This window comes from Clostridium sp. SHJSY1, from assembly GCF_031626875.1.
Taxonomy (GTDB): domain Bacteria; phylum Bacillota; class Clostridia; order Clostridiales; family Clostridiaceae; genus Clostridium.
Genome location: NZ_JANDMF010000003.1, coordinates 43884 through 70853, shown reverse-complemented (window position 1 = coordinate 70853; position 26970 = coordinate 43884). Strand labels below are relative to the sequence as shown.

22 protein-coding genes are annotated in these 26970 nt (G+C 27.9%); 12 read left to right on the top strand and 10 right to left on the bottom strand.

What is annotated here, in order from left to right:
- Positions 1-82 precede the first annotated feature (82 nt).
- From pdxS to NNC19_RS02685, 5 genes are all read left to right on the top strand, one after another.
- Positions 83-952, top strand: a complete 870-nt coding sequence (gene pdxS / locus NNC19_RS02705) for a pyridoxal 5'-phosphate synthase lyase subunit PdxS (RefSeq protein ID WP_310937065.1) — start codon at positions 83-85, stop codon at positions 950-952.
- A 1-nt stretch (position 953) separates the two neighbouring features.
- Positions 954-1538: a pyridoxal 5'-phosphate synthase glutaminase subunit PdxT gene (gene pdxT, locus NNC19_RS02700; protein ID WP_310937219.1), complete on the top strand. Its 585-nt coding sequence runs from the start codon at positions 954-956 to the stop codon at positions 1536-1538.
- Positions 1539-1644: 106 nt separating this feature from the next.
- The gene (locus NNC19_RS02695) at positions 1645-2400 is read left to right on the top strand and encodes a YdcF family protein (RefSeq protein WP_310937064.1); all 756 of its coding nucleotides are present in this window, start codon (positions 1645-1647) and stop codon (positions 2398-2400) included.
- A 317-nt stretch (positions 2401-2717) separates the two neighbouring features.
- On the top strand, positions 2718-3122 hold the full coding sequence (locus NNC19_RS02690; protein WP_310937063.1) for a hypothetical protein: 405 nt from the start codon (positions 2718-2720) through the stop codon (positions 3120-3122).
- 98 nt (positions 3123-3220) lie between these two features.
- Positions 3221-3835 carry a superoxide dismutase gene (locus NNC19_RS02685; protein ID WP_310937062.1) on the top strand — a complete coding sequence of 205 codons (615 nt, stop codon included), beginning with the start codon at positions 3221-3223 and terminating at the stop codon, positions 3833-3835.
- Between the two features lie 21 nt (positions 3836-3856).
- On the opposite strand, the gene NNC19_RS02680 is transcribed toward NNC19_RS02685, so the two are convergent.
- The 4 genes from NNC19_RS02680 to NNC19_RS02665 all read right to left on the bottom strand — a co-directional run bounded on the left by NNC19_RS02680 (position 3857) and on the right by NNC19_RS02665 (position 9595).
- Positions 3857-5371 (bottom strand): phytoene desaturase family protein, encoded by a 1515-nt coding sequence (locus tag NNC19_RS02680; RefSeq protein WP_310937061.1) that lies wholly within the window; start codon positions 5369-5371, stop codon positions 3857-3859.
- Between the two features lie 109 nt (positions 5372-5480).
- A complete protein-coding gene (gene glgB / locus NNC19_RS02675) occupies positions 5481-7310 on the bottom strand; it encodes a 1,4-alpha-glucan branching protein GlgB (RefSeq protein WP_310937060.1) in 1830 nt (609 codons plus the stop codon).
- A gap of 161 nt (positions 7311-7471) precedes the next feature.
- Positions 7472-9046: a MutS-related protein gene (locus NNC19_RS02670; RefSeq protein ID WP_310937059.1), complete on the bottom strand. Its 1575-nt coding sequence runs from the start codon at positions 9044-9046 to the stop codon at positions 7472-7474.
- A gap of 162 nt (positions 9047-9208) precedes the next feature.
- Positions 9209-9595 carry a hypothetical protein gene (locus NNC19_RS02665; RefSeq protein ID WP_310937058.1) on the bottom strand — a complete coding sequence of 129 codons (387 nt, stop codon included), beginning with the start codon at positions 9593-9595 and terminating at the stop codon, positions 9209-9211.
- A 126-nt stretch (positions 9596-9721) separates the two neighbouring features.
- Here NNC19_RS02665 and NNC19_RS02660 point away from each other — a divergent pair, with 126 nt between their 5' ends.
- A complete protein-coding gene (locus NNC19_RS02660) occupies positions 9722-10075 on the top strand; it encodes a hypothetical protein (protein ID WP_310937057.1) in 354 nt (117 codons plus the stop codon).
- A 26-nt stretch (positions 10076-10101) separates the two neighbouring features.
- On the opposite strand, the gene NNC19_RS02655 is transcribed toward NNC19_RS02660, so the two are convergent.
- The 3 genes from NNC19_RS02655 to NNC19_RS02645 all read right to left on the bottom strand — a co-directional run bounded on the left by NNC19_RS02655 (position 10102) and on the right by NNC19_RS02645 (position 13007).
- On the bottom strand, positions 10102-10950 hold the full coding sequence (locus NNC19_RS02655) for a DegV family protein (protein WP_310937056.1): 849 nt from the start codon (positions 10948-10950) through the stop codon (positions 10102-10104).
- A 118-nt stretch (positions 10951-11068) separates the two neighbouring features.
- A complete protein-coding gene (locus tag NNC19_RS02650; RefSeq protein WP_310937055.1) occupies positions 11069-12205 on the bottom strand; it encodes a radical SAM/SPASM domain-containing protein in 1137 nt (378 codons plus the stop codon).
- On the bottom strand, positions 12111-13007 hold the full coding sequence (locus NNC19_RS02645; RefSeq protein ID WP_310937054.1) for a hypothetical protein: 897 nt from the start codon (positions 13005-13007) through the stop codon (positions 12111-12113). The genes NNC19_RS02650 and NNC19_RS02645 overlap by 95 nt, the downstream gene beginning before the upstream one ends.
- 145 nt (positions 13008-13152) lie before the next feature.
- Between NNC19_RS02645 and NNC19_RS02640 the strand changes: the two genes are divergently transcribed.
- The 4 genes from NNC19_RS02640 to NNC19_RS02625 all read left to right on the top strand — a co-directional run bounded on the left by NNC19_RS02640 (position 13153) and on the right by NNC19_RS02625 (position 19352).
- A complete protein-coding gene (locus tag NNC19_RS02640) occupies positions 13153-13620 on the top strand; it encodes a MarR family winged helix-turn-helix transcriptional regulator (protein ID WP_310937053.1) in 468 nt (155 codons plus the stop codon).
- Complete coding sequence (locus NNC19_RS02635) at positions 13610-15058, top strand: MFS transporter (RefSeq protein WP_310937052.1); 1449 nt, start codon at positions 13610-13612, stop codon at positions 15056-15058. Before NNC19_RS02640 ends, NNC19_RS02635 begins: the two co-directional genes overlap by 11 nt.
- 184 nt (positions 15059-15242) lie before the next feature.
- The gene (nifJ, locus tag NNC19_RS02630; RefSeq protein WP_310937051.1) at positions 15243-18764 is read left to right on the top strand and encodes a pyruvate:ferredoxin (flavodoxin) oxidoreductase; all 3522 of its coding nucleotides are present in this window, start codon (positions 15243-15245) and stop codon (positions 18762-18764) included.
- A 138-nt stretch (positions 18765-18902) separates the two neighbouring features.
- Positions 18903-19352 carry a hypothetical protein gene (locus NNC19_RS02625; protein WP_310937050.1) on the top strand — a complete coding sequence of 150 codons (450 nt, stop codon included), beginning with the start codon at positions 18903-18905 and terminating at the stop codon, positions 19350-19352.
- An 11-nt stretch (positions 19353-19363) separates the two neighbouring features.
- On the opposite strand, the gene NNC19_RS02620 is transcribed toward NNC19_RS02625, so the two are convergent.
- Together NNC19_RS02620 and NNC19_RS02615 are read right to left on the bottom strand one after the other, a co-directional pair.
- Complete coding sequence (locus NNC19_RS02620; protein ID WP_310937049.1) at positions 19364-21085, bottom strand: S8 family peptidase; 1722 nt, start codon at positions 21083-21085, stop codon at positions 19364-19366.
- A 13-nt stretch (positions 21086-21098) separates the two neighbouring features.
- Positions 21099-22922 (bottom strand): S8 family peptidase, encoded by a 1824-nt coding sequence (locus NNC19_RS02615; RefSeq protein ID WP_310937048.1) that lies wholly within the window; start codon positions 22920-22922, stop codon positions 21099-21101.
- A 187-nt stretch (positions 22923-23109) separates the two neighbouring features.
- Between NNC19_RS02615 and NNC19_RS02610 the strand changes: the two genes are divergently transcribed.
- Together NNC19_RS02610 and NNC19_RS02605 are read left to right on the top strand one after the other, a co-directional pair.
- Positions 23110-24222 (top strand): GH25 family lysozyme, encoded by a 1113-nt coding sequence (locus tag NNC19_RS02610; RefSeq protein ID WP_310937047.1) that lies wholly within the window; start codon positions 23110-23112, stop codon positions 24220-24222.
- Positions 24223-24533: 311 nt separating this feature from the next.
- Positions 24534-25202: a hypothetical protein gene (locus NNC19_RS02605; RefSeq protein WP_310937046.1), complete on the top strand. Its 669-nt coding sequence runs from the start codon at positions 24534-24536 to the stop codon at positions 25200-25202.
- A 55-nt stretch (positions 25203-25257) separates the two neighbouring features.
- On the opposite strand, the gene NNC19_RS02600 is transcribed toward NNC19_RS02605, so the two are convergent.
- Positions 25258-26865 carry a DEAD/DEAH box helicase gene (locus tag NNC19_RS02600; RefSeq protein WP_310937045.1) on the bottom strand — a complete coding sequence of 536 codons (1608 nt, stop codon included), beginning with the start codon at positions 26863-26865 and terminating at the stop codon, positions 25258-25260.
- Between the last annotated feature and the right edge of the window lie 105 nt (positions 26866-26970).

The following is a 26970-nucleotide window of genomic DNA, read 5'->3' as shown; positions in this document are numbered from 1 at the left end:
TTTTAAAGTAACGATACATTTGCAAAAAAAAATAAAACAATTTATGATAATCATTATTATAAGTATTAAGGGGGATAAAAATATGGAAAGAAAAAATATTAATAAAAACCTTGCACAAATGCTTAAAGGTGGAGTAATAATGGATGTCACAAATAAAGAAGAGGCAATAATAGCTGAAAAGGCTGGAGCATGTGCGGTAATGGCCCTTGAAAGAGTACCATCTGATATTAGAAAACAAGGTGGAGTAGCTAGAATGTCTGATCCTAAAATGATTAAGGAAATACAAGAAGCTGTAAGTATACCTGTTATGGCTAAAGTTAGAATTGGTCATTTTGTTGAAGCTCAGATATTAGAGGCACTAAATATTGATTTTATTGATGAAAGTGAAGTCCTTACACCAGCTGATGATAAGTTTCACATTAAAAAGAAGGATTTTAAAGTTCCTTTTGTATGTGGTGCAACTAATTTAGGAGAAGCTTTACGAAGAATTGGAGAAGGTGCTTCAATGATAAGGACAAAGGGGGAAGCAGGAACTGGAGATGTTGTAAATGCAGTAACTCATATGAGAACTTTGATGGATGAAATTAGAATAGTTCAAAATTCTCCTGAAGAAGAATTGATGACTATTGCAAAGAATATTGGAGCACCATATGATTTAGTTGAATTAGTGTGGAAAACCGGAAAGCTTCCAGTAGTTAATTTTGCAGCAGGAGGTGTTGCTACTCCTGCAGATGCAGCATTAATGATGCAACTTGGAAGTGAAGGTGTTTTTGTGGGTTCAGGGATATTCAAATCTGGTGACCCTGAAAAAAGAGCAAAAGCTATAGTTTTAGCAACGACATATTACAACAATCCAGAAAAACTTGCAGAGATTTCTGAAGACTTAGGAGAAGCAATGAGTGGCATAAGCACTGCTGAACTTTCAATTAAGTATGCTGAAAGAGGCTGGTAAAATGTATATTGGTGTTTTATCCCTTCAAGGAGGAGTAACAGAACATCTAAGGCATATAGAACAATTAGGCCATGTTGCAATTCAAGTTAAGGAATCAAAGGATTTAGATGGTATTGACGGTTTAATTTTGCCAGGGGGTGAAAGTACAACTATGGGAAAGCTTTTAAATTTAACTGGATTGTTAGAACCTCTCAGAAATAAGATTATATTGGGTCTTCCAACATGGGGAACCTGTGCAGGAATGATTTTATTAGCTAAAGAAATTGAAAATGATAATAAAAGACACCTATCTTTAATGAATATTAAAGTAAAAAGGAATGCTTTTGGATCACAAATTGATAGTTTTAAAATTAATAGAGTGATTAATAAAATATCAAAAAATCCACTAGAATTAGTTTTTATTAGAGCTCCATATGTAACAGAGGTTGGTGAAAATGTTGATATTATATGTAAAGTTAACAAAAATATCGTTGCTGTAAGAGAAAAAAATATGTTAGCAACAGCATTTCATCCTGAACTTACAACTAACCTTGAATTTTTAGCATACTTCATAAAAGAATTTATTGGTAAAAACCCCAAAAATTAAACAATAATATTAAAAACTTGTTTTTAAAAAAAGCAAGTTTTTTTATTGGAAATAATTTGTATTAATTGGATATAATATTAATATCAAATATAATGGAGGAAATTAAGTGGCATGTTGTATTGATATTATTATCGGAATTTTAATAATAGTTTATATTATAAGTGTTAATATAATTAATGGTGCAACTATAGCCTTTAGTATACTTTTAATTTTAGGAGGTGTTTTCCCTATTTTATATCACTTTTTAAAGAAATATTTGAATGATAGAAAATATTTGAAAATAGTAAAAAAATATCTACTGATAATATTAGGGCTGATTTTTTTTATTTTTATGTTAATTGAATCATTTATAATAGGATTTCCTAAAATAAACAAAGAAAACTCGGATTATATAATAATTTTAGGAAATGAATCAATAAATAAAAATGGTATTAGTAAATCACTTAGAGATAGATTAGATACAGCAGTAAAAAGTATATATACTGATGGAGATAATGCTCATATAGTTTTATCTGGAGGTCAAATTAATGGTGAATCAAATTCAAGTGCAGAGACTATGGAAAGATATCTAATAGATCAAGGAGTTCCTAAGAATAAACTTATAAAAGAAAATGAATCTAAAAATATATATGAAAATTTAAGAAATTCTAAAATATTGATAGAAAAAGAGTGTGATAAAAACATTGGCAGTTTATCTATAAAAATAATAACAACAAATTATCAAGCTTTAAGATGTAATGTAATAGCATCAAATTTGGGTTATAAAGATATAAAATTTAATACATCTAATACAATATTATATCTAGCCCCTGCCTATTATACTGTCGAAGCATTTAAATTAATTAGAAGTATGTTTTTTTGAGTAAAAAGTAGCTACAATGAGTAGCTACTTTTAGTTATTACATACACAAAATACTTTTTATATATATTATGGAACAAAATGTATACAAGCTGTGTTTATTATACTATAATATAAAAAGATATTTATTTCTAATTTATTAGCAAATGAATATAATAGTGCTTAAGAATTAAATACTATTCAATTAGTTTAAGAAAAAAAGTAAATTTAATATTTTTTTCATATAGTATAGGTTTTGTTAAAGAAAATTGTAGAAAAACCGATAAATATATCATATGCACTTTTAGTACAAATGAAATAATAAACATAAGGTGAGATAAATGGGTGAGAAACGTATGGAATATGGTTATATTGATATATTATTTTTAAATATTGGAGAAATAACATATAATATCAAAGGAGAAGGAATAAATTCCTTTTCATTACTACAAGAAAGAGTAGATTATAATGATATAGTCTATAGATATTTGGATAAAGGAATTAAATTAGCTAGAAAAGGATATATTAATGAAAAATTAAAAGGTGAATTATCCTTTGAATTAAGTAAAATATGTGGTAATAGTAAAATTGATGATACAAGATTTAAAGCGTTACATATAATTAAGAGTTTAATAGTGCCTATGATAAATGGAGACCATGAATTGATTTTAGAATTTTCTAAGTATTATTGTAACAAAAATGTTTATGCTATTCTTTCTCAAACTTTTAAAAAATTTTATATATAATATAATTTTGAATTTTAATTATTAAAATTGATTCTGCATAATATGATTTATGAATACATAGTATAATAAAAAAAAGTTATTGTGAGGATTAATGAATAATGACAAGATATGATAAAATTGAATTACCTTATTCCTATGATGCATTAGAACCATATATTGATGCAGAAACAGTAGAAATACATTATACAAAGCATCTTCAAAATTATGTGGACAAGTTAAACAAATTATTAGAAGGATATGAAAAGTATACAAGTAATAAATCCTTAGAAGAAATCATGAAAAATGTATATAAGTTACCTAAGAAAATAAGATATGATGTAATAGATCAAGGTGGAGGAGTTTTAAATCATAATTTATATTTCTCTATTCTATCTAGTACTCCTAAATCTTCTCCAGAAGGGCCTTTGCTAGAGCAAATTACTGAGTCTTTTGGAAGCTTAGATTCATTAAAAGAAAAAATTAATGAAGTAGCAATTAGCCAGTTTGGATCTGGTTATGGTTGGCTAGTTAAAGATAAGCATGGGAAATTGAAAGTATTAAATACATTAAATCAAGATTCTCCTCTAATTTTAGGACTAAAGCCATTACTTACAATAGATGTATGGGAACATGCATATTATTTAAAATACAAGAATTTAAGAGCTGATTATGTAAAAAATATATGGAATATAATAGATTGGCAAAAGGTTGAAAATTTATATAATGATAAATAGGGATAAAAAAATAAATGCTTATCAAGCATTTATTTTTTTATCTAGAATATGATCCTTACATATTCTATCACAACAAATTTTAGATGATTTTAATACTGTTGAAACTCCATTTCCTGGATGAATAGATGAACCAGTAAAATAAAGATTTTTAATTTGAGGGATAGTGCATTGTGGTCTAAATAATATACTCTGATCAAGAGAATGGCTAAGCCCAAAAGCACACCCTGCAAAAGAGTTAAACCTATCTCTTAAATCAAGAGGAGTTAGATAATTATCATAAATTATATGTTCTTTAATATCTTCAAGACTTTCAATATTAGAAAGAGTATCTAATATTGAACTTTTAAGTTTATTAATTGTTGACATACTCCATGTGATTTTTTTATACAATAGATTTGGTACTCTTACTAAAACATTAAGTTCCTCATATTTATTAGGGCATATTGATAAATCAATAGAACTAGGACAATAAATATATAATGATGGATTTAAAGGTAGTGAACCTTTAAAAGCTGCTTGTATATTTTTCTTAAAGTTTTTATTAATAAAAATATTGTTCACTTTAAGTATAGGATATTTTTTATTTAAAGCTAAATAAAGAATAAATGTAGAACATGAATATTTAAATGTTTCAGTAGGGTTAATCATATTTTTTATATTTATATCCTTAATTAAATTATTTATGCTATAAGAATAGTCACTAGTACATATAACTATATCAGCATAAGATGCTGTACCATTTTGTATTACTCCAATAGCTTTATTTTTATTAAATAATATTTTATCAACATTCCTTAAGGTATTTATATGACCTCCATAATCTAAAATTAGTTTCTGCAAAGCTTTTATATATGAATACATCCCACCTTTTATGTAAGCTAAACCTTCTAACTGACTACTAGCAGGTATAGAGTTATAAATATTTGATGACTCATAAGGCGATGCACCAATATACATAGTTTGAAACATTAAATAATTAATTAATTTCTTATTTGAAATATATTTTCTGCAATTACTAATGCTAGAAGTTGTAACTTTTAATTTTATTCCATTATATATAAGCTTAGGATTTAAAAAACTAGTTTTTTTATAAAATCCTCTATTTAAAAAAGTATTATTTGCTATTAAATATTTATTATAACTAGATGTAAGAAAATTATAAAATCCAACCTTATCTTTGATATTATTTTTTGTTATTCTATTTATTGTATTAGCTAAAGATGCAAAATTATTAGAAAAATCATAATAACTTTTATCTGGATAAAAACATCTATAATTAATATCCAATGTGATAAAAGAAAAGTATTTTCTATAATCCTTTTGGCAAAAATTAAAAATATCTATATAATCTTTATAAAACATTGGAATAGATGCAGTTAAGTCAAATTTAAAGTTTCCAGATTTTAAAATATTAGTCTTTCCTCCAATTGTATTGTTTTTTTCTAAAATTTCTACATCAAAACCTTTAAATAAAAGTCTAGCAGCAATAGATAATCCACCAATGCCTGCACCTATAACAATTACCTTTTTCTTCATAATCAAAACTCCAAACTAGAAAATTTAAATGTTAATATTAATAAGTATTGACAGTTAATCATGAAGGAATACATAAATAAATCTTAATTTATATAAAATTTATGATTATTTAAATAAGTTTAAAAATACAACTTGTAAAAGGAGGTAAATCTATTAAAATAGAATATTTTTTTTCATTCAAAAAATTTTTTTCTGCTGAAATTATATTAGAATTAATTATGTTAGTACCACCATAGATATCTAGATTGCTATTTAAAATTTCTATGATTTTTATTTTATAATTCATAGAAATTCTAAAATTTTTGTAGTGTTTATCAGACATATTAATGACTATTAATAGTTCTTCATCACTACTATATCTTATATATGAATAAACACTTTGTTCTTTATTATCAGCATCAATCCATTTATAACCTGCTTCATCATAATCCTTTTCATAAAGTGCAGTATGGCTTGAATAAATTTTGCATAAATCCTTATAAAATTTATTAAATGAATCATGAGAAGGATATTTTAATAAAGACCAATCATTTTCTTTACTTTCATCCCATTCTCTAAACTGTGCAATTTCATTACCCATAAAATTTAATTTTTTACCTGGATGTGTAAACATGTAAGTGTATAATGTTTTATATTGTGCAAATTTTTCTTCATAAGTTCCCCAAATCTTATCTATTACGGTCTTTTTTCCATGAACAACTTCATCATGAGATAAACATAAAAAGTAGTTTTCATAGTAGAAATAGCTCATAGAAAAATTAATTAAATTATGATTATATTTTCTTTCATTAAATGGTGTAGCAAAATAATTTAAAGTATCATTCATCCACCCTAAATCCCATTTATAATCAAAACCTAGTCCATTATAAAGAGTGGGAGCAGTAACTTTAGTGTAATTACTAGAATCTTCAGCTATTAACATAACATTAGGATACATAGAATTTAATCCGTAATTCATTTTACGCAAAAAATCTACACCACCTATATTTACTCCTCTTTGAGAATCACCTTGCCAATAAATAGCATTAGATATAGCATCCATTCTAAGGCCATCAATATGATAAGTTTCAAGCCAAAATGTAGCTGCACTCATTAAAAAGCTTACCACAGTGGGATTATAATAGTTAAAGTTGCAAGAGCCCCATTCGTTATTTGCCACATCTTCATATTCATATTCATATAAATGACTACCATCAAATTTGGCTAAGGAGTAATTATCTCGAACAAAATGTACAGGAACGAAATCTAAAATCACCCCAATATTACTTTGGTGACATTTATTTATAAACATCATCAATTCTTGTGGATTTCCATATCGTGAGGTTGGACTAAAATATCCAGAAGCTTGATAGCCCCACGAGCCATCAAATGGATGTTCGTTAAGAGGCATAATTTCAATATGTGTAAATTTGTTAATTTTAATATAGGTTATTAAATCATCACATATTTCCATATAAGTATAATATTCATTTTTACTTGGTTTCTTCCAAGAGCCTAAATGAAGCTCATAAACATTAACTGAATTCTTAAAATTTTTACATCTAGATTTCATCCATTCATCATCAGTAAATATTGAATTATTAAGGTCAACAATATAAGAAGCAGTATTTGGTCTGAATTCACTATAAAAGCCATAGGGATCACATTTATCACAAATTAGGTCTGTACATTGATGAATGCGATATTTATACATCATACCTTTTTTAGCCTCAGGAATAAATAAAGTATAAGTTCCTTTGCTATCTTCATTAACCATTTGATGATTTTCGCCTATCCACTCGTTAAATTCTCCAATAACTTGCACATTTTTTGCTTTAGGTGCATATACAGTGAATCTAACTCCTGATATACCTGATTCCTCAGTTAGATGTGCTCCAAAATATTTATAAGCAAAAAAGCAGTTTCCAGAATAAAAACTTTCTAGTAATCTATTATTCATATCTTAAACCTCTCTTCCGTTTCACCAGTATATTATAAAAGAAACTTACAAAAAAAGTAAATAAAATAAATGTAAATTTTTTGCAACTTATCTTGTTTTCCTTAAAATTTAACATAGTAAAAGGAATATATAGTCTTTTATTTAAATTAATTAAGCTAAATTTAAATAAAATTTTCATTAAGAGTTTCAGCTCTTTGGTATGCAGCGGCAGTTATTTCTTTTGGGAAACCTACATAATCAAGAAGTTTAATAGCATTTCTAGTATTTGATACACCTTCTTTTAATTTGTAATCAAAACTTAATCCCTCAGTGCTATTTATATCCTCGCTGAAGTAATAAAACTCATAATGATCTTTTAACATTTCTGATAATTCTCTATCATGAGTAGCTACTATACAAATAGCATCTTTGCTATTAATATAACTTAAAATTTCTGCTGAAGAGGATATCCTTTCAATTGGATTTGTTCCCCTAAAAATCTCATCAATAGGGCAAAATACTGGTATATCATTGTCTAAAGCTTTAATTATTCTTAGTATAGATTCTGCTTCAGCTAAATAATAACTTTTTCCTTCATTAATATCATCTTTTGGACTAATTGATGATACAAGGTTTAAAAAACAAGCTTCATATTCTTTAGCAAATACAAAATTAAATGTTTGAGCTAAAAGAATATTTGTACTTATCATTCTTAAAAAAGTTGATTTACCAGACATATTTGTACCAGTTAGAACTATACCATTTTTCTCAATAGTTACAGAATTCTCAACAGGCTTTTTTAGTAATGGATGAATTCCATCAATAATTTTTATTGAAGTTTTATCTGTAAACTTTGGTGATGTAATTTTTGATATGTTACTTTCTTTATAACTTGCTATAGATATTAAAGCATCTATTTCTCCAACTAGGTAATATAATGTAAGTAGTTTATCTTCATTCTCTAATAAATATCCACTAATCTTATAGTAAGTAGTTACTTCTAACAAAAATGGTACTGCCAAATATTCAAGAAGCCCTGCAAATCCAGTAATAACTTTAATAAACTTTGTTGATCTATCTATTGATTTTACTTCTTTAATATTTAAAGTTGACTTAAGTTTCTTAGTATAAGGGGAGAGTGTTAAATTATCTTTTTTAGAAAGTTTATAAGCAGCATCTAATAAATTTCTAAGACATACTATTCCAGTAGCCTTTACATTATTTTTTTCCTTATCTGTTATATAAATATTAAGATTTATTAAGATAGCAATTCCTATAATTAATCTAGGTTCCTTCAAAATAATAGTAAGTATTATTAATAATAGAGGGAGTAGTTGTCCAATAAAAGTATAAAAATAGAATTTGAATTTACTTACTGAAAGTAAACCTTCTAGCATTTCAATGAGCCTATTGTTTGAATCAAATCCCATATTAAAAAGGATATATCTTAAATCACCACTTAACTTCTTATTTTCTCTAAATAGGTTTATATATTTTTCTCGTTCTTCTAGTTTGTCCCTATCCATTAATGGATTTCTAAGCATACTATAAAGAACTGCTTCTCCAGAACTTGTATATGTTCTATCTAACTCTTTAAAAACATCATCCATCATTAAATCATTCCAAGTATTATCATCAAGTGTGTATTCATTTTTATAAGATAAGTCAAAAAGAGTTCTTATATTTTTAAAAATTCTCTTTCTATCTTTAGGTTGTGTAAAATCTGTTGTTATTAATTTTTTTATAGGATTCATCATAAAATTCCCTTCTGTCTATTTTTTCTTTATGTGGTAATTATATCAGGTTGAATATTAATTTAAAAGTAATAGTATTTCTACATTAAAATTAAAATAAACATACTAGCCCTAGATATACAATCATATAACTAAAAGTTAGCATGTTTATTTAATATTTTTTAATTAGCAATGACAAAAATTTTGTGAATTACAACATTCACATGGGGAGTAAACAAATAATACTGTAAAGCTATAAGAATTACATCCATCAGTTGCTGTAAAAGTTAATACATCCATGGTATCTGGGGCTATACAATGATTGGCATGTAAAACAATTCCTGAATTATAAAAGGAATATTTCCCCAACTTCCCACACAATTCATTTTTACATGGATCATATTTATTTCCAGTATAAGTTATTGTAACAGGTCCACAACATTTTGTTGAAGTTGCAGTAAAATATTGTGGTTTTCCTGGGCAGACATATATTATTTTATTCTTAGGATCAAAATTAACATCAAGTTTGCAATTAGCATGAATTTTACTAGGTGTATTAATAGGATTTGTCATCATTTTTCCTCCTAAAGTGCATAAATTCCCTTTAATTTATTCTATGGAAAAGTAGATAGAAGTGGGACAAATTATATATAAAAGGCATAGTATATTTTGTAAGAATTATACTGAGGATGTTTAAATATGAAAGAAGAAGATTGCAATTCTTGTAAATTTGAAATACATCCAAATAACTTTAATGTAGAGATAAAAGAAATAAAGCCTATATATATCAATGGATGTAAGCCCTTAATATTAGACATAAAGATTAATAATTTTTGTAAAGTCAAAAGTTCTATAGACATAAAATTAAAACCTCATAATGGTGAGTTATATTTTATAGAACCATCAACTTTTATATATAAAGCTTTTAAAGGTTTTTGTGGATTAGATATCTTTCAATTATGTTTAAAAGATGAGTTGGGAGGAGAATCTATAAAAAGTATATTAGTTTACGTAAAAGGTAAAAAAAGCATTAATTTACATCATAAAAAATAAGCTAAGGTATTTCCTTAGCTTATTTTTTAATATATTCTTTCAACGATAAATCCAACCAAACCAGGTCCAGTATGAACTCCAAGAGAAGGGGCAATAGATCCACCTAAGTTACATTCTACAATATTTTTAAAATCCTTTATTGAATCATATAAAATTTTAGCCTTTTCAGGAGCAGCTCCATCTAATACCCAAACTTTACATTTTCCTTTTTCAACATATGGCTTTAATAAATTAACTAGTTTAGATATTGATTGCTTAACGCCTCTTACTTTTGCTGCAGTATGATATATTCCATCATTTCCAACAGTAATTATAGGTTTGATATTAAGAGTTTGTGCTATTGTTCCAGAGACTTTACCAACTCGGCCACCCTTTATTAAATATTCTAATGTATCTATAGTAAAGAAAACATCAATTTTATCTCTTAACTTAGGCAAAAATTCAATAATCTCTTTAAAGCTTTTACCATCTTTAATTAAATTAGCAGTTTCCATTACCATAGCACCTTCTGACATAGTTAAAGTCATAGAATCAAATATAAAAGTTTCAATTCCTGATACATTCTCTGCAGCAAGCCTTGCTGAGTTATAAGTACCTGAAAGTCCACTTGATATTGTTATAATTATTGCATGTGTATATCCTTCATTCTTTAAAGAGGTTAGTACACTAGTAAATTTATCAATGCTAGGTAAAGATGTCGATGGAATTTCCTTAGGCAAAAATTTATAAAGCATCTCAGAAGTTAATTCTATTCCATCATTATACTCTCTATCAGAAAAAATAATTTTAAAAGGTACTACCTTAATATTATTTTCTTTTGCAAAATGCATACTTACATCAGATGCACTATCTGTTATTAATGCTATTTTTTCCATTATGTATTCTCCTTTATGTATATATAATAAAAAGGGTAATTCTATTTTGATTGTTAAATATTTTACTCTTTGTATATTTAGTATATCATAACTTATATTTGCATTATAACCATATTAATTAACTTTTTAATAGAGGACAAGCTGGATCAGGTTTTTTATAATCATTATAGAGTGCATAGGAAATGCACTTAGAACCACCTCGGCATTTAAATGAATAAACACAATTTGTACATTCTTCTGGAATATTTTCATTTCTCAAATCTCTAAAAATATTATTATTGTAATAAATCTCTGAAAGAGATGATATTAATACATTTTCAGTAGAAATAGGCATACGTCTACAGGGAAGTACATCACCATTTTCTAATATAGTTAAAAGAGAATTACCAGCACTACATCCATAAGGATTTTCACCACTTCTCAAAAACTGTAATGCTCTATTTGCAAACACTTCAATATTGCTTAATTTGTTTCTAATTTTTTTGTTTTTTTCAGTGAGTATTAATTCAAAGTATTCTAATGCTTCATCTTTAGATAAAATTTCATTAAACATTTCTTTTCCATTTCCCATAGGAACTAATCTATCTGTCCAAACTTTTGAAGCATTAATCTTTCTGGAATAACTACATACATTAGAAAATTCTTTATAATTTTTTTTATGAGCTGTAAATGATACATGGCTTTTAATATTATGTTTATTTAATATTTTTAGAGCAGACATAGTTTTAATGAAACTTCCATTTCCTCTTATACTATCATGGGTATATTTATCACCCTCCATACTAACTTGAATATGAGATACTTTTAAATCTTTAAGTCTTTTTGCTATTTCATCATTAATGAAAGTTCCATTAGTTAATATACCATATGTAAAGAATTTTCTGTTTTTCTTAAATTCTTCTAATATTTTAAAAAAATCTTCTCTTAAAAAAGGTTCTCCACCAGTAATATTTATATGCCCAGGAATAAAATCTACACATTTATTCTTAGAATATGATTTTAATAAGGTTACATATTGATCTATGACAACTTTTATTTCATCAAAAGTTAATTCATTACCATTATAAGTTTCTTGATAACAGTGCTTGCAGCGAAGGTTGCATCTATTTGTAATATGCCATTGTAATATAAGTCTACTAATAAATTTGTTTTTATACATATTAACTGCCACCACATCCACCACAACTACTGCAAGAGCTACAACTACTGCAAGAGCTACTGGAATCATTTGAAACGAGGCTTGAAGAAGAGTCATTATAAGAACTATATCCTATATTTTCTAAAGATTTAGCATATACAACTGTTTGCGGATAACTCATAAGAGCACTTAACCCAACTATACAAAATGTCATCTCAAGATATTCATCAGTAACATTTTCTGTTTTATTTGAATTATACATTAATCTTGCTTTTTTTAAATAATTATCGAATTCATATTTTGTAACACTGATTCTATTTATGAAAAAATATGAAACTTGAAATATTATTAGCAAAAAAATTAATCCTAACACAGGTTTATTTCTTGAGATCCCCATAATAAGCTTGATAATACCAGGTGTTAATAATATTATATCCATGAATAGTTTTATTAACTTTTCCTTATAGATTTGGTTTTGCGCTTTAAATATATCTCTTTTCTCAATTTTTTTCATGTTTTCTTTTGATATATCTGAAATTAAAGATTTCAAAACAACTGATTTAATTAAATCTTCATACTTAATATTAGTCTTACTCATATTAAGTATTTCTTTTTCAATTATATCATCTGAAATTTCTTTGATTGCAGTAATAAGTGTATCATTTTTACACTTACTAACATCTATCATTTTCTTGCGCCACATCCTAAATAGATAGTAATTTAATATTTCTTTAAAACTACCATTAGATTTAAATGTTAATATCTCTAATGGTGTAATACCATGAACATCTATGTTTCTATTAGAATTTCTATTAATATTATTAAATAATACCTTAGTAAGGTAGATTATTAATATAGAAAACATAGCATAATACAAAAGAAAATCTTGTCCATTTATATTTCTTAAAATATTTAACATACTATTGATTCCTCCTTTGATACTGCCTTATTTTTTATAATTATAATTCATAGCAGGACAAGGGTCAATGACTATACACAGTATAGTTGACTAATCAACTATACTGTGATATTTTATAATTTGTAAAAATAAAAAGGAGGCACATATGAATAATAAATTTAGAGATTTAATTAGACTAACAAATAACATATATAGATGTACTCAAGTATATTTAGATAAAAGATTAGAAAAACTAAATCTTACTACAGGTACTTATCCGTATTTACTTGTGTTAAACAAAAATGAAGGGATAAGTCAAAATGAAATTAGTAGAGAACTTAATGTAGATAAGGCTATGTCTGCAAGAACAGTAAAAAAGTTGATTGAATTTGGTTATATAAGAAAAGAAGAAAATGAAAATGATATAAGAGCATACAAATTATTTTTAACTGATAAAGGGAAAGCGATTATACCTGAAATAATTACTATAATTGAAGGATGGACTAATCATATAATACAAGGAAATGAAGAAGAACAAATAGAAAACGCTTTAGAATTTCTCGGAAAAATTTTAGAAAATGCTAAAGAAATGAAGAAAAATTGCTGTGAAAGGGTGAAAAATATTGAAAGATAAAGATAATGAATTATATAAAAAGAGATGGATAATTTTATTTACAGTTTTATCAGCTACTTTTATGGCTACATTAGATGGGAGCATTGTTAATGTTGCATTGCCTGATATGTCTGATAAATTAAATGTTAGTTCCTCAAGCATTCAATGGGTAGTGACAAGTTTTTTAATTACAATTGTTGCTACAATTTTAATTTTTGGAAGACTTGGTGATATAAAAGGAAAAACGAAAATATTCAAATTTGGTGTAGTACTTTTTACATTAGGGTCATTATTATGTGGATTTACAAGTTCTTTATTAATATTAGTTATAGCAAGAATTATACAAGCTATTGGAGCTGCTGCTACAATGTCTACGAATCAAGGAATTATAACACAAGTTTTCCCAGCTAATGAAAGAGGAAGAGCATTAGGTGTACTTGGAACTTTTGTAGCACTAGGCGCTATGGCTGGTCCTCCATTAGGTGGAATTATTGTGTCTGCTATTAGTTGGGAATACATATTCTTAATAAATGTGCCAATAGGAATACTTGTTTTTATATCAACTATGAAGGTTTTTCCAAAATCAAACAAGGTAGTAGATGAAAAATTTGATGGCAAAGGTGCTTTGTTATTTGGTATATCTACCATTTTATTATTTGGTGCTTTAGTTCAAGGTCAAACCGTTGGATACAATAATATATATATCATATTATCATTTGCCATAGCTTTGATATCATTTATATCATTTATTTGGGTAGAGAGTAAAATAGATTTACCATTACTTTACTTGAAAATTTTTTCAAACAGTTTATTTTCGATAAGTATAGTTTGTGCATTTATTTCATTTATAGCAATTAGTGCATCAAATATTATTTTGCCATTCTATTTTCAAGATGCATTAAAGTTTTCACCAGCTACTACTGGATTTTTTATGATAGTTTCACCCATTGTTTTATCTATAGTAGCCCCATTTAGTGGATATTTATCAGATAAGATTGGATCAGAAATACTTACATTAATTGGATTAACTTTAACTAGTTTAGGATTAATACTTATATCAACTTTGAATGAAAGTTCTCCTGTTATAATGCTAATAATATTTATTATTATTATGACTATTGGGAATGGAATGTTTCAGTCTCCTAACAACTCTTTAGTAATGTCCACTGTAACAAAAGATAAGTTAGGAATTGCTGGTAGTGTTAATGCTCTTATCAGAAATCTAGGTATGGTATTTGGTACTTCATTGGCTACATCATTATTATTTAATAGAATGAGTACTAAGGCAGGTTATAGGGTTGTTGATTATATTGCTGGTAGAGATGATATATTCATATATGGGATGAAATATGTATATATATCAGCAGCTATTCTTTGCTTTATAGGTGCTATAATTACAGGAATAAGATTATACAATAGTAAAAAAGGACAAAGTATAAAAACAGAATATGAAAGCTAGAATGGAATTGAAAATTACAAAAAAGCCTAAGGGCTTTTTTTTTAGAAATAAAAAAAATTTATCTAAAATTCTCAATTGTCAATTAAATAAAATTTCTACATAAGACTTATTAATCTTGGATAAAATATTAAAAGTATATTATTACAAATGAAATAATAAGGATAAAGAACATGAGGTGGAAATGATGAAAAAAATGAAAACAATGGATGGAAATACTGCAGCTGCATATGTTTCGTATGCTTTTACAGAAGTATCTGTAATATTTCCAATCACTCCTTCGTCTCCAATGGCTGAAGTTGTAGATAGTTGGAGTGCACAAGGAAAGAAAAATATTTTTGGTAGGCCAGTTAAAGTTGTTGAGATGCAATCAGAAGCTGGAGCTGCAGGGGCAGTACATGGGTCTCTTCAATCTGGTGCTTTAACGACAACTTATACAGCCTCTCAAGGGTTATTACTTATGATACCAAATTTATATAAAATAGCTGGAGAAGGATTGCCTGGAGTTATACATGTAGCGGCTAGAGCTTTAACTACATCATCTCTTAATATCTTTGGAGATCATCAAGATGTAATGGCTGCAAGACAAACAGGAGTTGTAATACTTGCTGAAGGTTCAGTTCAAGAGGTTATGGATCTTTCACCAGTGGCTCATTTAGCAGCGTTAAAATGTAAAATGCCATTTTTAAATTTCTTTGATGGATTTAGAACATCACATGAAATTCAAAAAATAGAAGTACTAGAATATGAAGATTTAGCATCATTATTAGATAAAAAATCTCTTGATGAATTTAGAGAAAATGCAATGACACCTAATAATCCTGTTACTAGAGGAACAGCTCAAAATTCAGATGTTTACTTTCAAATGAGAGAAGCTGCAAACAGATTCTATGAAGATATTCCAGCAGTAGTAGAGGAATACATGAGTAAGATTACAAGCTTAACTGGAAGAGAGTATCATTGTTTTGATTACTACGGTGCCCAAGATGCAGATAGAATTATAATTGCAATGGGGTCTGTAACAGATGTATGTGAAGAAACAATAGATTATCTAAATAATAAAGGCGAAAAGGTTGGTTTAGTAAAAGTAAGATTATTTAGACCATTTTCAATTGAAAAGCTGTTAAAGGTTATACCTAAATCAGTTAAAAAAATAGCAGTTTTAGATAGAACTAAAGAACCTGGAGCTCCTGGTGAACCTTTATACTTAGATGTTGTTAGAGCATTTTCAGATGAAGAGAATAGACCTATTATAGTTGGCGGAAGATTTGGACTTGGCTCAAAGGATCCAAATCCAGAAAATATAGCATCTATATATGATAATTTATCTAAAGATAAACCTAAAAACAATTTTACAATTGGAATTAAAGATGATGTAACAAACACGTCATTAGATCCAATAATTGGTATAGATGCTACTCCAGAAGGAACAACAAGTTGTAAGTTCTGGGGACTTGGTTCAGATGGTACAGTTGGTGCTAATAAGAGTGCAATAAAGATTATTGGAGATTATACTGAAATGTATGCACAAGGATACTTTTTCTATGATTCCAAAAAATCAGGTGGTGTAACAGTATCTCATTTAAGATTTGGAAAGAAACCTATAAAATCACCATATTTAATAGATAAAGCTGATTTTGTAGCCTGCCATAATCAAGCATATGTTTATAAATTTAATGTTTTAGAAGGATTAAAAAAGAATTCTAAATTCCTATTAAATACAATTTGGAATCCTGAAGAGTTAGAAGAAAAGTTACCTGCTGCGATGAAAAAATTTATTGCAGAAAATAATATTGAATTTTATATAATAAATGCAATTAAGATAGCACAAGATATTGGTCTTGGTGGAAGGATAAATATGATAATGCAATCAGCATTCTTCAAATTAGCTAACATTATACCTGTAGAAGATGCTGTTAAATATCTTAAAGATGCTGTTGTTACGTCCTATAGCAAAAAAGGTGAAAAAGTAGTATCTATGAACCATGAAGCAATTGATAAGGGAGTTCAGTCAATAATAAAAATAGATGTTCCGACTTCATGGAAAGATTCAAAGGATGATAAGTTAGATATTAAAGAAAATCTTCCTGATTTTATAAAAGAAGTTGTAATTCCTATAAACAGATTAGAAGGTTATTCCCTTCCAGTATCTACATTTGTTAAAAATGATATGGATGATGGTACATTTATGCATGGTACTTCTGCATATTTAAAAAGGGGAATTGCAGTAAATGTTCCTGAATGGATACCTGAAAATTGTATTCAATGTAATCAATGCTCATATGTGTGTCCTCATGCAACAATAAGACCTTTCTTATTAAACGATGAAGAGAAAGAGAAAGCTCCTAAAGGAACTAAATTAGTTGAAGCAAAAGCATTAAAAACTAATGAAAAACTTTATTTCTCAATAGGAGTAACTCCTTTAGATTGCACTGGATGTTCTAATTGTGCAGAAGTGTGTCCAGCACCAGAAAAAGCATTAATTATGAAGCCACAAGACTCTCAAGCAGAACAAATTGATGTATGGAATTATACTATTGAAAAGGTTACTAAAAAAGATAATCCTATGAGTAAGTTTACAGTTAAGGGAAGCCAATTTGAAACACCGCTTCTAGAATTTAGTGGAGCATGTGCAGGTTGTGGAGAAACAGCATACCCTAAGCTTATAACTCAATTATTTGGTGATAGAATGATGATAGCTAATGCAACAGGTTGTTCATCAATATGGGCAGCTTCTGCTGAAATGAGTGCATATACAAAGGATAAAAATGGTCATGGTCCAGCTTGGGCAAATTCTTTATTTGAAGATAATGCTGAATTTGGATATGGTATGCATTTAGGTAATACTTATATAAGAGAAACTTTAGCCGAAAATATTAAAGAAGCTTTAAATTCAAGTATATCTGAAAATACAAAAGAAATACTAAAAGATTGGCTGGATAATATGAATGTTGGTGAAGGTTCAAGAATTAGAGCAAACAAAGTTATTGAAGTATTAGAAAAAGAAAATTCAGATATAGCTAAAAAGATACTTAAAGATAAAGATTATCTGGTAAAGAGAAGTCAATGGATATTTGGAGGAGATGGTTGGGCTTATGATATAGGCTATGGAGGCCTTGACCATGTATTGGCAGCTGGTGAAGATGTAAATGTACTTGTTATGGATACAGAAATTTATTCAAATACAGGTGGGCAATCATCTAAATCTACACCTACAGCAGCTATCGCAAAATTTGCAGCTAGCGGTAAAAGAACAAAAAAGAAAGATTTAGGAATGATGGCTATGACATATGGTTATGTATATGTAGCACAAATTTCATTGGGAGCAGATAAAAATCAAGCATTAAAAGCCATTGCAGAAGCAGAAAGTTATAATGGTCCATCACTTATTATTGCATATTCTCCATGTATATCTCATGGAATTCATGTTGGAATGGGTAATTCTGTAGAAGAAGAAAAAAGAGCAGTGCAATGTGGTTATTGGCAATTATATAGATATAATCCTGCTTTGAAGGGTGAAAAGAATCCATTTACTTTAGATTACAATAAAGAATTAAATGGTAAGTTTAAAGAATTCCTAATGGGGGAAGTAAGGTATTCATCTTTGGCTAAAGCTTTCCCAGAGCAAGCTGAAGCTTTATTTGAAAAAACTGAAAAAGATGCACTAGAAAGATTGGCAGGATATAAACGTTTAGCTAGCGAAAAATAGATATTAGTATTATTAAGAATCTTATAAAGGGGAGTATTATCACTTCCTTTTATAAGATTTTTAATAAGTTATAAACATCTATATATTTTAATCATATAATAAATTGAAATTAATAATTTTTATACATGGTGATTTAAAGTGGCAAATAAAAATAATAAAGACACTACTGTTGTAAATAAAGATATAAATCAACTCTCTGTAGAACTTGGCTGGATAAGTAGGGAATTGGTATCATCATATTTTGCTTTTATAGGAACATTTCTTACTGTTACACTAAGAACTTCCCGTTATATTTCAAAATTAGATGAAATAAATAATACTAATTATGCTGATAGTATGGTACTAGCTTTTGGTATGGTTCCAAGTGAAATAATTAAAACTTTTCCTAGAATAATTGATGAACTATTTCTTTCATTAGCAATAAATTCAACTGAAATAAGCTTTGAAAGTTTAGTAAATGCAAATAATATAAGTGATATATCCCAAGATGAAATTGATAATATTAAAAAGGGACTAATAGGTTCATATTTGGCATATATAGCAACAAAAATTGGTTATGATATTGATGTTGCATCTTTGGTTTTCTAGGGATTTGTATATCATCTCATATTCTGAAACATTGAAAATATATTCAAAATTCCATATCCCCAATGAGCATTAGGATAAATATCCCCAGCTCGCTTATTTGTTCCACGTGCAAGGTATGTTTTTATTGTTTGTGAATACATGGAAGAATCATTTCCATCAACTATTCCCCATTGAAATAGCAAAGCAACAGCACCAGTAACTATTGCAGCTGAAACACTTGTTCCATTAATAATAGTTGTAGTGTTATTAGGCGCAACTGTAACTGCATTTACACCACCAGCTGCTACTGTTACTCCGTTAAGTGTGTTGTCACTAAAACCGACTCCTGAATAATTTACAATATTATTATTGTTTTGATTATATGCAGCAGCAGTAATTATAAAGGCTGTATTACTTGGATTAGTTAAAGTTCCATAGATATCTGATGGCATAAATCTTGTTCCGCCAACAGTTAATCCTCTTTGAGGCATCCAAGCATTAAAAATTCCACTAAGAATATATTCACCTGTTATTCTTATTCTCCATATACCAGGTTGAAGCTTATAAATTCTAATTCTAATTAATTGATCTCCACTATTTTCTTCAGGCATATAAAAATTTATTTTCATTTTTGTTTTTTCAAATAGAAAATTATATGTTTCAGTAACATTAATAGCAGGACGAATCGGACCAGTATTTTCACCAGATGGAGATATAACATCTATTGAGAGTATATTAGGTGCATCACTCCAAATTTCAATTGCCCACAAATCTTTTTGTTCAGGAGAAACATCTATCTCAATTTCTTTATTTATACCTGCTTCAGGAATAATTCCAGAAGTATGTTCCCCTTCAGAACGCTCATTGCCAGAGCCTGTAATCAAAGCAACCCCTGTTTTTGAACAAATGGAATCTATATATTGATCAATAATATCAGTTCCATCATGATTCCCTAAATTTGTTCCAAGTGGAAAGCATATAGCAAGAGGTTTATAGAACCTTAATGAATATCTATTTAGGAATTCTAATGCTGCAAATATAACTGTTACATTGAACACTGGTACTTCTATATTAAATTGAGCTTCAAAAGAGAAATCTTCAATTAACTTTATTACTATAAAATTACATTCTGGAGCAATTCCTTTTAAAGTAGGATTTTTACCTGAAGCACCAACTATACCAGCCATACTAGTACCATGACCAAGTATATCTCTAGTTGGAACTATGTCATAAGGGGACTTTCCTTCATTTGAAGCATTTATTGCTTCTTGTATTTTATCTTTAGTATATATTGAGCCTAAAGGCACATTAATATCACTATTAATATTCCCAGTAGTAATTGTCATATCCCAAATTAGTTCAATTCTTGTTTGCCCATTAGAATCTATAAATTCTTGACTTAAATAATCTATCCCAGAATCTATTATTGCAACATTAACACCTCTTCCAGTAAGACTTAATGGTAAATTAAGTTGCAAAAAATCTACCTGAGTAGCTTCTATTGGAGATATCTCTTGCAATGTATACATTTCTGCTGGCTTAACATAAACAATAGTAGGAAAAAATGGACTTGTTATATTAATTTCTATATCTTTTTTAACACTAATTATAGCATATCTTTCATTAATGATAGTTGCATAATAATCAGGGAATCTAGATAGATCTTCTAGAATATTTCCTTGATATTGTACTACATAATGATCAAAATTTATATCATAAAAAATATTTGGAGGAGTTTCATTAAGTCTGTTCATTCAATGCCTCCTTCTATTTAGGAATTCTAATAAATAAATTATTTATATTATATTCGATAAATTTAGTTTTTCTATTTGACATTTCATTTGAATTTTTTTCACTTCTATTTACTTCACCATAAGAACCACTAATAATATTAAATGTATCTAATAAATCAAAATCCCCATATCCAGTTTCTCTATTTGGAAATTTATACAAAGCATTTCTATATGCACCATAATAAAAATAACTTCTGATTTTTTTTGAATGCATTGTTCTATCATTATTTTTAACTATGCCCCATTCTAATAAAAGAGCAGAAGCTCCAGCTATAACAGCACTTGCAGCAGAACTACCGGAAAGTGTGATATTTCCTCCACCTGGCTTTGTTGTCAAAATATTAGAACCTAGTGTAGCTATATCAGGATTTATAAATCCATCTGAATTAAATCCTCTTCCTGAAGATGGGATTCTTGAATTATTTTCGCCAAAATATCCTACTGTAACAACATTCAAAGCAGTACTTGGTACTGTTAATGTGATATATGGATCAGGTTCAAGAAATATTGTCCCTTCAGGTAAAGTTATTTTTGGCGGAAGCCAAATATCAAATCTACCATTAACAACATATTCACCTGTAAGCTGAAATCTCCAAATGCCTGGTTTGATATTCTCAAAATTAACTTCAATTACTTCATGTCCAGTAAAATGCTCTGGAGTCAAGTACCTAATATTCATAACTGTATTTGTATAAACAAATAAATGTTGTTCTCTTTTATCGATTTTAGATTCATAGAGACTAGATGATTCTCCAGTTGGAGAAGTTACCATTAGAGAAACACGGCTCGGCTTTTGAATTATTATTCTAAAAGCAAGATGTTTAATTTCTCTAGGGATTCTTAATTCAACAACTTTTAAATCTCCTTGAGAAACAATGACTCCAGAAGCATGTCCTTGTGAATCGCCTTCATTCCCAACCCCCATTACCATACACAGTCCTCTTATTCCTCCTAAATTTGATATATATCTAGCTATAAGACTTAAGGTATCATGACTCAAGTCAGTTGTCCCCACATTTGAATTGATCACCATGGGTTTTTGTAATATTAGACTAATATTTTTTAAATATTCTATAGCAGCAACGATTTCAGAAGCATTATAAGTTGGCACATTAAAAATTCCATTATCAGATAAAACTTGTTTAAAATAAGTTGATTGAAAAAGTTTTACAATTACAAACTCACAGTCATGTGCAACACCTTGAAATTCACTATTATATCCTCTTGCACCTATTATTCCAGCAATTTTAGTTCCATGACCAATTTCATCTTTTGAAGGAACTATTTGATAAGGGTCTTGATTATTTTTAGCTGCTACAATAGCATTATTAATTTGTTCATTTGAATATATTTCACCCATATATACAGAAGGATTAGTACTATTTTCTATTGATTGATCCCATATATTAATAATTCTAGATGTACCATCTTCTTTTATAAACTCCTCATTAAGATAATCTATTCCAGTATCAAGGATACCAACTAAAACACCATTCCCAGTTAAGTTTAGATAGGGGCTAATTTTTATTGTATTTATGTTGTCTACATTAGAAGGAGAGGTTTCCTCTAAAACAAACATCGGCCTGTATCCTATGTAAATAATTGAAGGTACATCTATTAATACACGAGATAGATTTTTATATTCTATAGCTAAAACTCCAATACTTTCTGTAATTATATCACCACAAGCATATGAAACTTTATCTATCTGCTCTTTATAATTTCCCCTATATTCAATAACAAAGTTTGCAAACTTAGAATCATGATACATATTTCTGCATATACGTGTGTTTATCATGTTTAACTCCATTTTAAATAAGCTTTAATACTATTGTATTTATGTTTATAAATATTAATGATAACATTATTATAATAAGGATTAAGTAAAAAATAACAAATATTCAAATTATAGCACTTCATTAAACACACTTATTATCAAGGATACATATTTATATAAGTATATAATAAATCCTTGGAGGGCAAAAATGAAGGGAATAGATATATCAAATCATAATGGAAACATTGATTTTAACAAAGTAAAAGATAGTGGGGTAGAATTAGTATATATTAAAGCTACAGAAGGGACTACCTATAAAGATCCTTATAGAGATGTTCATTACAATGGAGCCACAAGTGTAGGATTGCCTGTAGGATTTTATCATTATTTAGTTGGAAGTAGTTCCCCAGAAACTCAAGCAGAAAATTTTTATAATGCTATAAAAGATAAAAATAATATTTTGAAACCAGCTTTGGATATAGAAGCAACTGGTTTTAATGTAATGGAGTATGCTTTAACATTTATAAGTAAGTTCAACACATTATCTGATTTGCCTATAGTAATATATTCATCTCCATATTATATTAATAATAATTTAGATAGCAGACTTACAAGTTATCCTTTATGGGTTGCTCATTATGGGGTTGATACACCTATGAGAAATAATGTTTGGGGGTCAAACTATGTTGGACACCAATACACAGAGAAAGGTAATGTTCCTGGAATAAGTGGAAATGTAGACTTAAATAATTTTTATGATGGAATTTTTATATCAAGTAGAGGTAATTCATCACAAGGACAAGAATATACTTTACTTGAAAAGGCTAGAAATTATATTGGTTCAAGAACTAAAGAATTACAAGAAAAGCTGATATCTAGAGGATATGATTGTGGTGGGTATGGTGCCGATGGAATTTTTGGACAAGGAACATTAAATTCATTGTTGCAATTTCAAAGAGACAATGGCCTTGTTGCCGATGGATTAGCTGGAACACAAACTTTTTCAAAACTGAATAGTGAGGAAGATAGTATAATAGCTAAATTACAAACTGAAATAAATTCTCAAGGATTTGGTAAAATTTCAGTTGATGGAATTGCTGGAAATGAAACAATAAATTATTCACCAACACTTAAACTTGGTACTAAAGGAGAAATAACAAAGGTTCTACAAATTTTATTAAATAGAAAAGGATATAGTTTAGCCATAGATGGGATATTTGGAACAGCAACACAAAATGCAGTTAAATCATTCCAGCGTAGTAAGGGCCTTTCTGAAGATGGAGTAGTTGGTAGTAATACTTGGCGTAATATATTAAAGTAATAATTAGGTATAAATAGTTATTTGTCGTAATCAAATTTATGGGAAGAATATAATTATTTTAAAGAGGAAAAAGAATATTTTTATAGATAACACAAATAACATTTATACCTTTAACAACATATTATAAAAAAGTATGAAATAGACTTTTTTATAATATTTTTTCTCTTAAAATTATAAAATTTCGTAGTATTACACATTGTAAAATTTTAATAAGACCATATAAATGTATTTTGCGATGTTTCAATTGATTTTAATAAAACATAATTATAAACTTAGGCTAACAAGTGTTTCAATAGACTAGGGGGAGAAAAATGAAAAGAAAAACAAAAAAAATAATAACTATTTTATGCTTGCTATTTTTAGCCACACCTTTAATTTCTTGTGGTAAAGAAGAGAGTAAAGCTCCAGAAGAAGTTGTAAAAGCATATATAGGTACATATTTAAAATCAAAAGATGTTGATTTTGAAAAAGCTGGAATAGATAGAGATAAGGTAGAGGAGATAGCTAATAAAAGAGATTATAACTTAATCAATATGTTTGATTTTACTAAAGAAACTAACGAAGGTGACTTTTTAAAAGCTTTGTATTCAGCATTAAGTAAAGTAGAGTATACTATAGCATCGTCAAGTATTGAGGATAATACAGCTAAAGTTGCTATAGGTATTAAAGGAATAAACTTAGATTCTATTAAAAATGATAGTTATAAATTTATGTTAGAAGAAAAGAAAAAGAAAGTCATGAAACCTGATGAAAGGGAAGCAGTTTATATAAATTCTGTAATTGATAAGCTTAATAATATAAAATTGGATGAAAGTAAAACTATAGAAATTGAACTTAATAAAGCTTCAGATAATTTATGGGAATTAACAGATGATAGTTTAACTAAATTAGAATCTGCAATTACTGAAAAAGAGGCTTATACTAGATCAACAGATGAAGTACCTGATACTTTTAAAGGAATGATTAAACAATCATCCTAGAAGTTTACATCAAAAATAAAAAACTATCCAAAATGATTGGATAGTTTTTATTTTATTACTTTCTTTTTGTAGCAACTTCAACATTAACTTTTCTTTTGTTAATTCTATTACCAGTACATAAAGAAAGAACTTTATCAGATACATCTTTATCAACTGTTACAAATGAAAAACTTTCTAATATATCAATTCTATTTACTTTCTTGCCTGTTATATTAGCTTTTTCTGTTATAAATTTTACTAATGTTTTTGGTGTTAAATCATCTCTTTTTCCTATAGAGAAGAATAATCTAACATCATTATGATTTTTAGACCTTTCTCCACCTTCAAATGATTCTCTTTTAGGGGTTTCCATAACATTACCAGTATAGTTAAAGCTCATTTCTTTATCAAATTGCATTTTCATAATTGTAGCAACCACATCAGCAGGTTTGTAGTTTTCACAAAGATTAGTAGCTAATTTAATGTATTTAGAATAATCTCCATCAGCTAAAACTTTTTCTATTTCCATTTGTTTAGTGTTAAATTTAGATTCTAATATTTCATCAACTGTTGGAACAGACATTTTTGTAATTGTTCCTTTTGTTACTCTCTTAATTTGATTAAGCATTGAAAATTCTCTTGGGGTAATGAAAGAGTAGGCAGTACCTTCTCTATTAGCTCTACCAGTTCTTCCTATTCTATGTACATAACTTTCAACATCTTGAGTTAAGTCATAGTTTATAACATGAGTTATTCCTTCAACATCAATTCCTCTTGCAGCTACATCAGTTGCAATTAGATAATTTAATGAACCTTCCTTAAATCTTTTAAGGGTTCTCATTCTATGAAGTTGTGACATATCTCCATGCATTCCTTCAACAACGAAATTTCTGGCTTGAAGCCCTTCAACTAAATCATCAACACCTTTTTTAGTTTTACAGAAAATAATTGCAGCGTTTGGGGTATCAAAATCTAAAACTCTACAAAGTGCTTCAAATTTATTTTTTTGATTAACTTCAAAATATCCTTGTTTAATTTTAGAAACTGTCATAGCAACCTTTTTGATATTAACTATTTTAGCATCTTTTTTCATATACTTCTTAGCTAATTTTTCAATTTGAGGTGGCATTGTAGCAGAAAATAATAGAGTCTGTCTTTCTTCAGGCAATTCTTTTATAACATCTTCAATATCTTCAATGAATCCCATGTTTAACATTTCATCAGCTTCATCTAATACTAAGAATTGAGCATCTTTTAAGTTAAGCGATTTTCTTCTAATAAGATCTAATACTCTTCCTGGAGTACCAACAACTACATCAACGCCTCTTTTTAACTCTCTCATTTGTTTTTGTATTGAATCTCCACCGTAAATTGGTAACACAGTTATTTTTTCATATTTTGATAATTTATTTAATTCTTCGTAAACTTGAATAGCAAGTTCTCTAGTTGGAGCTAAAACAATTGCACCAACATTTCCAGTTTTAATAAGATTATTTAATAAAGAACAACCAAAAGCAGCTGTTTTACCAGTTCCTGTTTGTGCTTGACCTATTAGATCATTTCCTTCTAATGCTATAGGAATAGCTTCTGCTTGGATTTGTGATGGATTCTCATATCCTAAATCCTCTATAGCTCTTAATAAATCTGGTTTTAAATTTAAATCTTTGAACGTAATTTTTTCCATGTAATGTTCCCTTCATTTTATATTTGCTTCATATATTGTTAAATTTTTAAAATTGCACATTTAATCTTTATATATATTTGCACTAACTTTCTAAGTATAGCTTAC